The 14288-nt window shown below is 70.9% G+C and carries 8 protein-coding genes and 1 pseudogene; 2 read left to right on the forward strand and 7 right to left on the reverse strand.

Annotated elements, in window-relative coordinates:
- Positions 1–54 precede the first annotated feature (54 nt).
- The 3 genes and pseudogenes from ACY35P_RS04590 to ACY35P_RS04600 all read right to left on the reverse strand — a co-directional run bounded on the left by ACY35P_RS04590 (position 55) and on the right by ACY35P_RS04600 (position 4119).
- A complete protein-coding gene (locus ACY35P_RS04590; RefSeq protein ID WP_462114657.1) occupies positions 55–1008 on the reverse strand; it encodes a ribonuclease H-like domain-containing protein in 954 nt (317 codons plus the stop codon).
- Positions 1005–3434: pseudogene (locus ACY35P_RS04595) on the reverse strand (DEAD/DEAH box helicase); the annotation flags it as partial. The gene ACY35P_RS04590 and the pseudogene ACY35P_RS04595, both read right to left, overlap by 4 nt.
- A 193-nt stretch (positions 3435–3627) precedes the next feature.
- A complete protein-coding gene (locus tag ACY35P_RS04600) occupies positions 3628–4119 on the reverse strand; it encodes a hypothetical protein (RefSeq protein WP_462114658.1) in 492 nt (163 codons plus the stop codon).
- Between the two features lie 216 nt (positions 4120–4335).
- Here ACY35P_RS04600 and ACY35P_RS04605 point away from each other — a divergent pair, with 216 nt between their 5' ends.
- Positions 4336–5019 (forward strand): L,D-transpeptidase family protein, encoded by a 684-nt coding sequence (locus ACY35P_RS04605; RefSeq protein ID WP_462114659.1) that lies wholly within the window; start codon positions 4336–4338, stop codon positions 5017–5019.
- Between the two features lie 61 nt (positions 5020–5080).
- On the opposite strand, the gene ACY35P_RS04610 is transcribed toward ACY35P_RS04605, so the two are convergent.
- The 4 genes from ACY35P_RS04610 to ACY35P_RS04625 form a co-directional block, all read right to left on the reverse strand.
- Positions 5081–6271 (reverse strand): hypothetical protein, encoded by a 1191-nt coding sequence (locus ACY35P_RS04610; protein WP_462114660.1) that lies wholly within the window; start codon positions 6269–6271, stop codon positions 5081–5083.
- Positions 6246–7661, reverse strand: a complete 1416-nt coding sequence (locus ACY35P_RS04615) for an MBOAT family O-acyltransferase (RefSeq protein ID WP_462114661.1) — start codon at positions 7659–7661, stop codon at positions 6246–6248. The genes ACY35P_RS04610 and ACY35P_RS04615 overlap by 26 nt, the downstream gene beginning before the upstream one ends.
- An 81-nt stretch (positions 7662–7742) precedes the next feature.
- The gene (locus ACY35P_RS04620) at positions 7743–9608 is read right to left on the reverse strand and encodes a beta-propeller domain-containing protein (RefSeq protein ID WP_462114662.1); all 1866 of its coding nucleotides are present in this window, start codon (positions 9606–9608) and stop codon (positions 7743–7745) included.
- Between the two features lie 119 nt (positions 9609–9727).
- The gene (locus ACY35P_RS04625; protein WP_462114663.1) at positions 9728–13408 is read right to left on the reverse strand and encodes an indolepyruvate ferredoxin oxidoreductase family protein; all 3681 of its coding nucleotides are present in this window, start codon (positions 13406–13408) and stop codon (positions 9728–9730) included.
- A 213-nt stretch (positions 13409–13621) separates the two neighbouring features.
- Here ACY35P_RS04625 and ACY35P_RS04630 point away from each other — a divergent pair, with 213 nt between their 5' ends.
- Positions 13622–14263, forward strand: a complete 642-nt coding sequence (locus tag ACY35P_RS04630) for a tetratricopeptide repeat protein (RefSeq protein ID WP_462114664.1) — start codon at positions 13622–13624, stop codon at positions 14261–14263.
- Positions 14264–14288: the final 25 nt, after the last annotated feature.

Below are 14288 nucleotides of genomic sequence, written 5' to 3' on the forward strand. Positions count from 1 at the left end.
GCACCCGACAACGTCGTGGAGCTTCAGGCTGCGTTCCACGGTGTGGTCGAGATGTCAAGGCCCTTCAGCCTGTTCAGGGAAATCCGACGATAGATCGCACAGCCGCTCCAGCAGCCGTGCGAGCGTCGCCACGTCCTGCCGGTTGTGCTCGGCCACGCGGCACAGGTCGGTCGATGCGCCGCCGCGCAGGTACGACAACCACGCGGCGGGTGCCTGCGAACCCGGCAGGTCGTCCTCGCGCAGGATGCGCAACGCCTCGCGTTCGATCGTCGCGAGCCGGCAGTTCTCCCAGCGGCCGCGCCAGCGACGGCGCGACGGATGCAGCAGGTCGAGATGGTCGAGACCGTGCAGCGGATCCTTGAGGCGCGCGAGGCGGTATCGCGTGCGCAGCAGCGGCGCGTCGTAGCTGCGGCCGTTGTAGCTCGCGAGCACGGTGGACGGCGCGAGCCATCCGGCGAACGTGCGCAGCATCGCGCGCTCGGCCGCCATCGTCGCGATGTAGAGCTGGCGCACGCGCAGGGCGCCGTCGTGCCAGTCGGCGGCGCCGATCATGAAGGCACGCGTGCCGGTGCCGCCGGCGAGACCGGTCGTCTCCGTGTCGAAGAACAGCACGTCGTCGGCCTGCACATGGCCCTCCCGACGCGCGAAGGCGAGCGGCAGCGGCACGTCGGGCGTCGCGTGCGCGACCTGCGATTCGAGCAGCCACAGGCCATCGTCGATCTCCACGCCCGGCAACGTGCGATCGACGCTGCGCGCGCGTGGACGCGGTGCGGCGGCGCGGTCGCGCAGGCCCAGCAGGCGGCGCAGCGAGGGCGGCGGCGCGGACGCGACGACCGACGGCCCCGGCGATGCGGCGTCCGCGGCGAGCACCTTCTCCCAGGGCGCGACCGGCGGGGCGACCGCAGGTTCGCGCAGCGATGACGGCACCGACGAGGCCTGCGGTGCCGGCGCATCGGTCGCGCCGGCCTGCCGCTTGAGCGCTCGCAGGCGATCGAGGGTGAGGCTCATGCGCCGCGCTCCAGTGCGCGCGGCGCGTCGACCGGCCGCTGCGCATCGGAGGCCTTGGACAGCAGCGACAGCACCCGGCGCGCGAGGGCCTTCGGCGACGTGCCGCCCTCGAGGCGATCGCCTTCGGCGACCGCCATCTCATCCGCGGCGAGCACCGGGCCGACGCAGGCCGGGCAGCCCGCGCGGCAGTCGCAGCGTTCGACGAGTTCGGTCGCGCGCTGCACGAGCTCGGCCTGCCGCGTCCACAGCGGTTCGGAGAGCCCGACGCCGCCGGGAAAGTTGTCGTAGAGGTAGATCGTCGGCACGAACTGCTGCAGTTCGAACGGCGCGAGTTCCTGGCCTTCGCCGCCGCGCACCTGGCCGCGACCGTTGGCGTCGGCGGTGGCGAACCACGCGCCGTCGCCGTTGCCGATCGCCTTCTGCAGGTCGCGCGCGTCGGCCATCACCGCGAGCGTCGCCACGACGTGCAGGGCATAACCGGCGCCGAGGAAGCCGTCGAGCGCATCCTGCCGCGACGCGAACCAGGCGAGCAGCTGCGGCTGCGGGATCTGCCACCACGCGGCGGTGGTGTGCAGTTCCTGGTCCGGCAGGTTCACCGGACCGTAGCCGATGTTCTCGTGCGTGTAGTAGCGGATCTTCTTGTAGCCGGCGACACGGCGCACGACATGCACTTCGCCGTGGCGGGCATCGCCGTCGCCGGCCGGTGCGCGGTCGAACTCGGCGAGCACCTTGAGCTTGGTGTAGTCGATCGAGTCGGTGTAGTAGTCGACGAACGTGCGGGTCACGTAGGCCTTGCGGCCGTCCCAGTCGAGCCGCTCCACCTGGTACGGCGTGGACTGCACCATGTGGATCGCGCCTTCGTACAGTGTCAGCGCGGCGGCGGAATAGTCGACCTCCGCGATGATCTGCTGGCGCCCGTCGGTGCGGTCGACCACGACGAAGTTGCCGTCGGCCACGCTGCGCAGGCTCACCGCGTTCGCCGGATAGCTGTCGGCGATCCACTCCCAGCGGTCGCCCTCGCGGTGCACGACCTCGGTTTCGGCGAGCGCCTCCAGGTACAGCTCGGGCTCGATCGGGCCGAAGTTCTCGCCCGTCACGAACGGCAGCTCGAACGCGGCGCAGCGGATGTGGTCGAACAGGATCAGCGGCTGGTCCGGCGCGATGCGCGCGTGCTCGGGCGTGGCATCGATGAAGAACTCGGGATGGCGCACGACGTACTGGTCGAGCGGCTGCGAGTTCGCCACCAGCACGCCGAGCGAGGGCTGCTGACGGCGGCCGGCGCGGCCGAAGCGCTGCCAGGTGCCGGCGACGCTGCCCGGATAGCCGTTGAGCACCACGACGTCGAGCGCGCCGATGTCCACGCCGAGCTCCAGCGCGGACGTGCTGACGATGCCGTCGATGTTGCCGGCGCGCATCGAGCGCTCGACCTCGCGCCGCTCGGTCGGCAGATACCCGCCGCGGTAGGCCCGGATGCGCGGGGCTTTTCGTGGATCGTGGTCGAACACGTCCTTGAGGTACTTCGTCAGCACCTCGACCATGAGCCGCGTCTGCGCGAAGACCAGCGTCTTGAGCCCGGCCTTGATCGCGAGCCGCGCGATGCGGTTGCTCTGCGAGCGGGCACTTGCGCGCAGGCCGAGGTCGGGGTTCACCACCGGCGGGTTCCACAGCAGCACGTGCTTGTCGCCGGTCGGCGCGCCCGACTCGGTGATCGCGGTGACGCCGTGCTCGATCAGCGCCTCGGCGTGCTGCTGCGGGTTGCCGATCGTCGCGCTGCACAGGATGAACTGGGGGTTGGAGCCATAGAACGCGCAGATGCGCTTGAGCCGGCGCAGCACGTTGGTGACGTGAGAGCCGAAAACCCCGCGATAGGTATGCACCTCGTCGATCACCACGTACTGCAGGTTCTCGAAGAACTGCGCCCACTTGGTGTGATGCGGCAGGATGCCCTGGTGCAGCATGTCGGGATTGCTCACCACGATGTCGCCGTGCAGGCGGATCGCCTGCCGTGCATCGCCCGGCGTGTCGCCGTCGAAGGTGAAGGCCTTCAGGCCGAGGTCGCCGGCGCGCGAGAGTTCGAGCAGCTCGGCGACCTGGTCCTGCGCCAGCGCCTTCGTCGGGAACAGGTACAGCGCCTTCGCGCCGCGCTCCATCGCCGCGGTCACCACCGGCAGCGTGTAGCAGAGCGACTTGCCGGACGCGGTCGGCGTGACGACGATGACATGCTCGCCGCGACGCGCGGCCGCCCACGCCTCGGCCTGGTGCGAATACAGGCGCTCGATGCCGCGTGACTTCAGCGCCTCGGCCAGCGCGGCCGGCAGGTCGGCCGGCAGCTCGGCGTACGCGCCCTCGCGACCGGGGATCGTGAAGTGGCCGGTGATGCGGTCGCCGTAGCGCCGCGCGAGCGCCTGCGTCAGCCCGGCGCCGTCGCCTTTCCTCAGTGCGCGCGGTCGCTGCGCGATCGCGGCGGCGGCGCCGTCGTCCTCGAGGTCGATGCCGCCGTCGGCCTGCCGCACCAGATCGCGCCCCGTGGACATCGCCCGCCTCCGTCGTGATGAAGGCGGGGATTGGGCCGCAGGGGCGTCGCAGCCTATGAGTCCGGCGCCCGCGTGAGACGGCGGATCAGGCCGTGCCGGGCACGGGTCCGCGTGACCAGGCGCGGAGTTGCCGCGCCGTCGGGATCGCGATGCCCTTCGCCTTGTTGCGCGTATAGAGCGTCACGTGCGCCGGCGGGACCGGTAGCTGGCGGCCGAGCAGTTCGCCCAGCCAGCGGTAGAAGAAGTCGAGCGCCGGCAGGTCGACGAGCTCGACCACGCTCGCCACCGTGCCGCGTCCGCCGTCGTCGGTGGTACCGGGCTTTTCGATGAGCAGGCGCTCGCCACTGCGGACGTACGACCAGTCGAGCGCTTCGAACGCCGGGCGCGTGGCCTCGTCGAGCCGGTCGCCGAGCGCGCGCCGCAGTTCCTCGCCGAGCGCGGCGCCCACCAGCGTCACGTGCAGCTCGCCCTTCGGCTCCAGACGCTGGCCCCCATGCTCGAGCGGCGACGACGGCGGGACGTCCTCGAGGGGCAGCACGAGGGTGTTCTGGTCGGACCAGCCGGGCCACTGCGTCATCGCACTGCTCCTCATCGATGGGTGGAGCGAGTGAACCACGGCGTCGTCGAGGCCGCGAAAAGCCGCGCCGCACGCGGCCTCGTTCATCCGGCGTGCGGCGACCTGCACGTCCGGTCACGGCGACCGCCTGTTCAGCGGGCACGGCGCCCGTTTCGTTTAGCCCGAAGTGGGCTTGGTCAAATCGGTGCTGATGCGGCGATCGCTAGCGTCCAACCCATGGACACGACCTCGACGACCCCGCTGTTTTCCCGGCCGCGCACCGCGACCGCCCGCGCCATCGGCGTGCTGCTGTTCGGTCTTCTCGCCACGCCTGTCTTCGCGGCGGACGAGCCGTCGACGCCGTCGGACACCGTGATGGTGGCCGGCGACCTCGCACCCGGCACCTACGAATGGACCCCGGAGCGTTCGACCGCCGGGCCCGTCGTCGTGGTGGTGAGCCTGCCCGAGCAGACCGCGCACGTGTACCGCGGCGGCGTGCGCATCGGGCGCTCGAGCATCAGCAGCGGCAAGACCGGCCACGACACGCCGCCGGGCGTGTACGAGATCCTCGAGAAGCAGAAGGTCCACCACTCGAACAAGTACAACAACGCGCCGATGCCCTTCATGCAGCGGCTGACCTGGGACGGCATCGCCCTGCACGCCGGCCATATCCCGGGCTATCCGGCCTCGCACGGCTGCGTGCGCCTTCCTAAGGCCTTCGCCGAGCAGCTGTTCCAGGTGACCGAGCGCGGCGGCATGGTGGTCGTCGCCGACGAGACCACGCATGGCGAGGCGGTGCTGCGCCCGGGCGACCGCGTGCCGGTCGATCCGTGGACCGGCCGCGAGCCCGGCACGCCGGCCGACACGGCTATCGCCGATCGCGGCGGTGCCGGCGCGTCGCAGGCCCTCGCCGGCAAGTAACGGGAGGGCGGCCGCGATCCCGTTCGCGCGGGATCGCGGCCCGGGATGTCGGCGCCCTGCGTCAGCGCGCCGAGAGGGACGCTGCTGACGTCGCGACACCCGCCGTGCAGTCCCGCGGCGACAACGGCGGCGGCGCGTCCGCGCGAAGGCGGACGCGGGGCGTCGCCTCGGCGAGCAGGCGCACGTAGGCGTCGGTGAAGACGACCGCGCAGCGCTGCGACAGGTGCGACCACTCCGGCAGGTCCAGGCCCTGCAGTTCGGCATGGTCCTCGAAGTGGATGCCCTTCGCGTTCGAGCGCGCGAGCAGCGCATCCCAGCCTTTCGCGCGTGGAATGCGCCGCGCCTCGCGTTCGCGCAGCAGGCCGGCCGACGGCGGCCGCACGAAGACGACCTCGCCCCCGCGTGCGCGGATGCGCGCGACCGCCGCCTGCGTCGCCGCCAGCGTCGACTCGATCAGCTTCGGCGGGACCGGCGGACGCGGCGGCCGCCCGGGCATGTCCATCCAGCCCTGCCGGGCCTGCGCGCGCAGTCGCGGGTCGGTCTGGATCTTCGTCCACAGCGAGGCCTGCCCGCGCTCGTCGACGCGCAGCAGCTTCCACGGCATGTAGTAGCGCGATGCGGCACCGCGGCGCTGGCCGCGGTCGGCGGTGTACACCAGCGCACTCAGCCGGTAGGCCGGATCGATGAAGGCGAAGTGCCGTTCGAGCAGGCGCGACAGCCGGTAGCCCGTGCGTTGCGACGGCATCTCGTGTCGGTAGCGCTGCAGCGCGGGGCCGCCATCGCCTTCGCGGAAATACGACATGTCCGCGAGCCCGACGATCAGCAGGCCGTGGAAGTGCGGATCGGCCGCCACGTCCTGCAGGAACGGCCGCGCGTTGGTGCCCGGAAGCGCGAGCTGCAGCGGCCGCACGCCGGTCAGGCGTTCGAAACGGTCGAGGTCGGTGTCGAAGAGGATGCGCGAGTCGCCGACGATCGCGACCGGCACGTTGCCGGTATCGATGCGGCGTCGCGCCTCCGACCAGCCCGACGGATCGATCGCGTAGTCGCCGGCCGCCAGCCCGATCTGCCGCATGCGCCATTCCCAGGCGGCAAGTGCCACGACGAGCAGCACCAGGGCCGCCACGCCGATGCCGCGCCACGGCTGCGCCGGGATCGGCCGCACCGGCACCGGCTGCGCTTCGCCCGGGCGATCGGCCGCGGTCGCGCGATGCACCTCCGGCACGGCCTCAAAACTGGAAATAGATGAAGGCATTGCCTTCTCCCTGCTCGATCACGATCGCGAACGCCATCGCCGCCCACCCGAGGGCGATCGCGGGCGCGGGCATGCGCGCGACGACGGCCTCGAGCGTGGTGTCGCGCATGCGCCAGTGCACGGCCACCACTGACGCCATGATCAGCGCGACGGCGACGACCTCGACCGCCGACAGCAGCGGCAGCGGATGCGGCGTCGCGCCGGCCATGCCGCGCAGCACGGTGAACGCGCCCTCGAACGTCTTCGCCCGGAAGAACACCCAGGTGACGTTGACCAGTGCGTACGTCAGCAGGCCCAGCGCGAAGAAGGCGAGCGGCCCCGGCCGCCAGTGGCCGAACCGCGACCGGAGCAGGCGCTCGGCGGCGAGGTAGGCGCCGTGCAGGCCGCCCCAGGCGACGAACGTCCAGCTGGCGCCGTGCCAGAGCCCGCCGAGCAGCATCGTCAGCATCAGCGCGATGTACGTGCGCGCCGGGCCGTGGCGGTTGCCCCCCAGCGGGATGTAGAGGTAGTCGCGCAGCCACGCCGACAGCGTGATGTGCCAGCGACGCCAGAAGTCGGAGAAGCCCACCGCCGCGTACGGGAAGCGGAAGTTGTCCGGCATGGCGAAGCCCAGGCACATCGCCGCGCCGATCGCGGTGGTCGAGTAGCCGGCGAAGTCGCAGAAGATCTGCCCGCTGAAGGCGAGCGTGCCCATCCAGGCATCGAGTGCCCCGGGAGCGGTCTTCGCGTCGAAGACGCCTTCGGCCGGGCCGGCGAGGAAACCGTCGGCCAGCACCACCTTCATGAAGAGCCCGAGGGTCATCAGCGCGAGGCCGAAGCGGATCGCATCTCCGGTCGCGCGGCGTGGCTGCTCGAACTGCGGCACCAGTTCGGTGGGCCGCATGATCGGGCCGGCGACGAGGTGCGGAAAGAACGTCACGAACAGCGCATAGTCGAGGAAGTTGCGCGCCGGCAGCGCGCGCCGCAGGTAGATGTCGAGCGTGTAGGACAGCGTGGCGAACGTGTAGAACGAGATGCCGACCGGCAGCACGATGTCCGGCTTGGGCGCCTGGTAGGCCACGCCCAGCGAATGCATCAGCGCGGCGAAGTTGTCGAGCATGAAGCCGCCGTACTTGAACCAGGCGAGCATGCCGAGGTTCACCACCACCGACAGCAGCATCCAGGCCTTGCGGGCGGCGGGCCGCTGCGCGCGCACCAGCCCCTGCGCCGCGTACCAGTCGACGACGGTCGACAGCCACAGCAGCAGGATGAACGGCGGGTTCCATGCCGCGTAGAACAGGTAGCTGGCGAGCAGCAGGTTGAACTTGCGCGTGGTCCAGCCCAGTGGCAGCGAATGCATCGCCAGCACCAGTGCGAAGAACACCGCGAACGTCAGCGAGTTGAAGACCATCGTGTGGCTCCGGCGCGGGGCGCCGGAGCCCTTATAGGCGATGCCGACGGGCGCTGCGCCCCGCCCGTCGGCCGCGTCGCGTTAGCGGACGGTTATCGACTGCGGCGCGGCGAAATTGGCGCGGCGGCGCTCGTGGATCGCGCCGGCCTCGAGCCGGCCTTCCACCAGCTCGTAGCCCATCAGCGCGAAGACACGGTCGCCGAGGAAGATGGGGCGGGCATTGCCGTACCAGTCGACGCAACTCGCCCGGCAGGCGTCGTCCACCTCGCCCACGCGCGAGTCGAGCGTGCCCAGCGGCGACAGCGCGAGCGCGCGGTTGCGCAGGTACAGCACCGAGGCGCCGGGATGATCGCCGCCGCGCACGATCGGCAGGCCGAGCAGGCCCTCGTCCTCGCCGGTCGGGCGATAGAAGAAGCCGTGCGTGCGGTCGTCGCCCTGCTGTGCATCCTTGCGACGATAGGCGCCCGCGAGCGCCGCATGCGTGCCGCGCAGGCGCAGGCCGGTGAACACGAGGTCGCTGCCGTCGCCGCCGACCAGCACGCCGTCACCGCCCATCGCATCGATGCGCTCGAGCGAATGCGGCAACGGGAACGTCTGCACCGGCGCCGGCGCGGCATAGCGCAGCGCGTGCACCTGCTGGCGGCTGCCGTCGTGGTCGCCGTAGACCAGCCAGTCGCCGATGAAACGCTGGTGCAGGTTCCAGCCCGAGGTGCCGGGCAGCAGGCGGTAGCGCGACTTCGGTGCACGCGCCTCGATGTCGCCGAAGTCCGACAGCGGCACGCGCAGCAGCGCCATGTCTTCGCCGGCCTGGCGCGAGGACCACATGCCGTCGCCGTTCGCGGTGCGCGCGACCAGCACGTTGAGCCAGCCGTCCTTCTGCAGGAAGCCCATCTGGTCGACCGGGCCGCCCCAGGCGCGCAGCATCGATGGCGCGCCGCCGTCGAGCGGCATCCGGAAGATGCTCGCGGTCGGCGTGCCGCGTGCGTTGCGGCCGCCCGTGGTCCAGACATAGACGGCGTCCTCGGCGACGTAGAAGACCTCGCCGCTGCCACCGAGCACGGCGGTCGACTCGCAGGCCATGCGCGGGCGATCGAGGTCGCAGACCGACACCGTGTGCAGCGCGACGTCGTCGTCGAGTTCGTCGAGCCCGCGGTAGATGCGCGACGCCGGCAGCATGCGTTCGAACGAGGCCGGCGTCGCACCCGCCCAGCGCCGGTACGCCGGCAGCCGGTCGCGCCACGGCGACCACGGGTTCAACGCCATCGGCGTGTAGAACACGAGCTTGTGGCCGACCAGCCGGCTCGCATAGTTGCGGGCGGAGTAATAGTCGTTGCTGCGCAGCTGGTAGGTGGCGCGATACTTCAGGCCGCCGCGCGCGTCGAGGTCGAACAGGCCCACTTCGGTACCGCCGCGCGAATAGCTGTAGCCGATGATCGCCACGGTGCCGTCGCTGACCAGCATCTCGTCGTACCACGTGCCCGACGGGTCCGCGTCGGGCGCGAAGGCGTCCACCGCCGACACCGGCTCGAGCCGATCACCGCCCACGCGCACGGTGAACAGCCGGCCCCGGCGCAGCACGATCAGGTAATCGCCCTGGCGCTTGACGATGTCGCCCTCGTCGACGCCCTGGGTCTGGACGTTGGTGATCGTCTCCGTATCGGCGGCCGCGATGCGCGAGCCGGTGACCTGGACGCTGTTGAGCTCCTGCGACGCGGGGGCGCTGAGCGCCACCGGTGCGGGAGGCGGCATCGGCGGCATCGACGACTTCATCGTCGCCATGCGCCGCTGTTGGCGTTCCATCTCGCGCACCTTCTGCGCATGCCAGGCATCGAGCGTGCGGGCGAACTGCGCCTCGCTGCGGAACGGGGTGAGCGTGTCGCCCGCGGCGAGCGCGGGCAGTACGGCGAGGGCGAGCGGAAGGGCGAAGGCGAGGTGCAGTCGGCGCATGGAAGTCCCCGGGTGGCGGTGTCGAAGGCTCCAACGCACGACCCGGGGCCGTGGGGTTGCACCGCGACCGGAGGATGCCGCAAACGACGAAGCCCCGCCGGAGCGGGGCTTCGCGTCGATCAGGCGACCCGCACCAGTCGCAGCGGGTTGTCCCAGTCGCGCAGCAGTTCGGCCTCGCGCGCCTTCGCCTGGGCGACGTGCTCGTCCTTGACGTGCCCGTAGCCGCGGATGTGTTCCGGCACGCTGGCGATCTGCGCGGCGAGGTCGACGTTGCCGGCATCGAGCTTCGCGAGGAGGCCGTCGACCGTGCGGACGTAGTCCTCGATCAGCTGGCGCTCCATGCGACGCTCGTGGGTCTTGCCGAAGACGTCAAGCGCCGTGCCGCGCAGGAACTTCAGCTTCGCCACCAGCTTGAACGCAGTGAACACCCACGGGCCGTACTGCTTCTTCACCAGCCGGCCCTGTGCATCCTTCTTTGCGAGCAGCGGCGGCGCGAGGTGGAACCTCAGCGTGTAGTCGCCCTCGAACTGCTGGTCGAGGCGGCGCTTGAACTCGCCACTCGTGTAGAGGCGGGCGACCTCGTACTCGTCCTTGTAGGCCATCAGCTTGAAGGCGTAGCGGGCCACGGCCTCGGTGAGGTCGGTGCTGCCGGGTGCCTTCGTCTCCTCGGCCTCGCGCACCTTCGCGACGAAGCCCGCGTAGCGCTTCGCGTAGGCCGCGTTCTGGTAGTCGGTGAGGAACTTCACGCGACGCGCGATGACCTCGTCGAGCGAACGCGACAGGCGCGCATCGTCGAGCGGCAGGAAGGCGACGTTGTCGAGCGCGTCGTGCGAGGGCACGTGGCGCAGGTCGTCTTGGTTCGCCAGCGCGCGCGGCGCGGCGGGGCCGCCGGCCTCGTGGCCTTCCCATTCGCCCGGCGCGAGCATCGGCAGCTCGAGCTTCGCGGTCGACGGCGCCGTCTTCGGCGCGAGGCCCGCGGCCTCGGCGACCGCGGTCGGGTCGATCGCGGCGAAGCGGCCCCAGGCGAACGCGGTCTTGTTCATGTCGACCGCCGCGCCATTGAGCTCCACCGCGCGCATCAGTGCCTCGAACGAGACGGGCACCAGCCCGCGCTGCCAGGCATAGCCGAGCATGAACAGGTTGGTCGCGATCGCGTCGCCGAGCAGCGCGGTCGCGAGCTGCGTGGCATCGACGACAAAGGGTTCCGCGCCATCGAGCGCACGGCGCACGGCTTCCACGATGCCGTCGGCCGGGAACTGCATGTCCGGCCGCGTGGTGAACGTGCCCGGCATCGCCTCGTAGCTGTTGAGCACGACGTTGCTGCGGCCCGCGCGGATCTTCGACAGCGCCCAGTAGTCGTTGACCACGACCATGTCGCAGCCCAGTACGAGGTCGGCCTCGCCCGCGGCGATGCGCACGGCATGGATGTCGGCCGGCGCGTTGGCGATGCGGATGTGCGTGGTGACCGCGCCGCCCTTCTGCGCGAGGCCGGTCTGGTCGAGCACGCTCGCGCCGCGGCCTTCGAGGTGGCCGGCCATGCCGAGCAGCGCACCGATGGTGACGACGCCGGTGCCGCCGACGCCGGTGATCAGGATGTTCCAGGGACGGTCCAGCGCCGGCAACTGCGGCATCGGCAGGTCCGCGAGGCGATCCTTCGCGCTGGAGGGCTTCTGCTTGCGCAGCTTGCCGCCTTCCACCGTCACGAAGCTCGGGCAGAAGCCTTCGGTGCAGCTGAAATCCTTGTTGCAGTTGCTCTGGTCGATGTCGCGCTTGCGGCCGAACTCGGTCTCCTTCGGCAGCACGGAGACGCAGAACGACTTCTTGCCGCAGTCGCCGCAGCCTTCGCAGACCAGCGAATTCACGACCACGCGCTTCTGCGGATCGACCATCTTCCCGCGCTTGCGGCGACGACGCTTCTCGGTCGCGCACGTCTGGTCGAAGATCAGCACGCTGACGCCCTTCACCTCGCGCAGGCGACGCTGCGCGGCGTCGAGCTCGCGGCGGTCGAGGAATTCGACGCCCGCGGGGAAGATGGACGCGTCGCTCCACTTCTCGATGTCGTCGGACAGCAGCACGATCGTCTGCACGCCCTCGCTGCGCACCTGGTGCGCGATCTGCGGCACCGACAGCGTGCCGTCGACCGGCTGTCCGCCCGTCATCGCGACCGCGTCGTTGTAGAGGATCTTGTAGGTGATGTTGACGCCCGCGGCGATCGACTGGCGGATCGCCAGCGAACCGCTGTGGAAGTACGTGCCGTCGCCGAGGTTCTGGAAGACGTGCGGGGTCTCGGTGAACGCGGCCTGCCCGGCCCACGTCACGCCTTCGCCGCCCATGTGCGTGAAGGTGTCGGTGTTCCGGTCCATCCACGTGACCATGTAATGGCAGCCGATGCCCGCCAGCGCACGCGAACCGTCGGGCACGACCGTCGACGTGTTGTGCGGGCAGCCCGAGCAGTAATGCGGCACGCGCGGGAATGCGGCGCGCGGCAGCGCGAGCTCGGACTCCTTCTGTTCCATCCACGCCAGCACGTCGCGGATGTGCGAGGAGTCGTGGAAGCGCTGGATGCGGCGCGCGATCACCTTCGCGATGCGCGCGGGCGTGAGCTCGGATGTCGACGGCAGGATCCACTCGCCGCTCTCGTCGTACTTGCCGACCACCGACGGGCGTTCGGCCCAGTTGAACATCTGCTCCTTCATCTGGCTCTCGATGAAGGACAGCTTCTCCTCGACCACGAGCACGTCAGACAGCCCGCGCGCGAACGCACGCAGCCCGACGGGCTCGAGCGGCCAGGTCATGCCGACCTTGTAGACGCGGATGCCGAGGTCGCGGCAGGCGCGCTCGTCGAGACCGAGGTATTCCAGCGCCGTCAGCACGTCGAGGTAGGACTTGCCCGTGGTGATGATGCCCAGGCGCGCATCCGGCGAATCGATGACGATGCGGTCGAGCCGGTTCGCGCGCGCGAACGCCTGCGCGGCCTTGACCGCGTACTGGTGCAGGCGCATCTCCTGCTCGAGCGGCGGATCCGGCCAGCGGATGTTGAGCCCGCCCGCCGGCATCTCGAAGTCGTCCGGCGTGACGATGTTGAGCGCCAGCGGATTGGCGTCGACGGACGCCGACGACTCGACGGTCTCGGCGATCGTCTTGAAGCCCACCCAGCGCCCCGTGTAGCGGCTCATCGCCCAGCCCACCAGGCCCATGTCGAGGATGTCCTGCACGCCGGCCGGGTTCAGGACCGGCATCAGCGCACTGACGAATTCGTGTTCGGAACCGTGCGGCAGGGTCGAAGAGCGACACGCATGGTCATCCGCCGCCAGGGCCAGCACGCCGCCGTGCCGCGAGGTGCCCGCCGCGTTGGCGTGCTTGAAGACGTCGCCGCAGCGGTCCACGCCCGGGCCCTTGCCGTACCACATGCCGAACACGCCCTCGACGGTCGCGCCGGGGAACAGGCCGGTCTGCTGCGTGCCCCAGACCATGGTCGCGCCGAGATCCTCGTTGAGGCCGGGGGTGAATTTCACGCCGGCCGATTCGAGGTGCTTCTTCGCCTTCCACAGCTCGAGGTCGAAGCCGCCGAGCGGGCTGCCGCGATAGCCGGAGACGAAGCCGCCCGTGTTCAGGCCCATCGCCTGGTCGCGCAGGCGCTGCATCAGGGGCAGCCGCACCAGTGCCTGCACGCCCGACAGGTAGATCCGGCCCTCGACGCGGCTGTACTTGTGGTCGAGCGAATAGTCGGGATCGACGACCGAGCGGGTGAGGCCGGTGTCGGCCGAGGCCGGGGAGCTGAGTTCGGCGGTGCTGGACATGCGGCAGGCTCCGACGCGGCCGCAGGGGCCGCGAGGTGGCGTCAGAAGGGAGGCCGCCGGCGGAGCGGACACGGGCCGGCGAGGCCGCGAATTCTACCAGCGGGGTCGGCACCGCCCCGTTCGGGGGCGTACGGCGCCGCGTGGCACCGGACTTGCTTGTGATCGGGCGCGCCCGCGCGGCGCCCGACTTCCGAAGCCCAAGGTCCCCCGTCCATGATCCGCCGCACCCTGATCGCCGTCGCGCTCGCCGCCGGCCTCGCCTTCGCTGCGCCGTCCCGCGCGCAGACCCCCGAACTTCCGCGCGTGGCCGAGTTCTACTTCGACGCCGACGCCGCCACCCTGCGTCCGGTGCTCGAGCTCAAGGAGCGCACGCCGGCCGCCCTCGACCGCATGAGCCGCCTCGTCGAACGACGCCCCGAAGCGGTGCTGGAAACCGCGCAGCTCGCCCATTACGCGATGCAGGGCGGCCAGCTCGACGTCGGCCGCGACCTCTACGGCCACGTGCTCTCGCGCCTCGACATCACCAGCGCGCTGTGGAAGCCGGTGAAGTTCAACTACGGCTGGGACCTCTACCGCAGCGGCAACGCCGCCGGTGCGCTGGCGCAATGGTCGGAGATCGCGGGTCGCGGCGTCACCGCCTCGTGGATGCCGCCGAGCTTCGCGGTCGCGCTGTGGACGCTCGGCCGCCGCGACGAGGCGGTGCGCTGGTACGCCGCCGCCGTGCGCACCGAGCCGGGTCAGTGGTCGACCCCCGCGCGCTACGCCGAGCTGCTGCCGCAGTGGCGCGACGAGGACCGCGCCACGCTCGCGCAGGTGCAGGCCGCCTGGGCCGCGAATCCGCCGCGCTGGCCGTAAGCGGCCGCGCCCGACCGGTCGCCGC

The sequence above is a fragment of the Lysobacter xanthus genome (assembly GCF_047159895.1).

Bases quoted from the DNA above. Each gene is read 5' to 3' on its own strand.
- ACY35P_RS04590 (WP_462114657.1), bottom strand. From the start codon at position 1,008: ATGAGCCTCACCCTCGATCGCCTGCGAGCGCTCAAGCGGCAGGCCGGC.
- ACY35P_RS04600 (WP_462114658.1), bottom strand. From the start codon at position 4,119: ATGACGCAGTGGCCCGGCTGGTCCGACCAGAACACCCTCGTGCTGCCC.
- ACY35P_RS04605 (WP_462114659.1), top strand. From the start codon at position 4,336: ATGGACACGACCTCGACGACCCCGCTGTTTTCCCGGCCGCGCACCGCG.
- ACY35P_RS04610 (WP_462114660.1), bottom strand. From the start codon at position 6,271: ATGCCTTCATCTATTTCCAGTTTTGAGGCCGTGCCGGAGGTGCATCGC.
- ACY35P_RS04615 (WP_462114661.1), bottom strand. From the start codon at position 7,661: ATGGTCTTCAACTCGCTGACGTTCGCGGTGTTCTTCGCACTGGTGCTG.
- ACY35P_RS04620 (WP_462114662.1), bottom strand. From the start codon at position 9,608: ATGCGCCGACTGCACCTCGCCTTCGCCCTTCCGCTCGCCCTCGCCGTA.
- ACY35P_RS04625 (WP_462114663.1), bottom strand. From the start codon at position 13,408: ATGTCCAGCACCGCCGAACTCAGCTCCCCGGCCTCGGCCGACACCGGC.
- ACY35P_RS04630 (WP_462114664.1), top strand. From the start codon at position 13,622: ATGATCCGCCGCACCCTGATCGCCGTCGCGCTCGCCGCCGGCCTCGCC.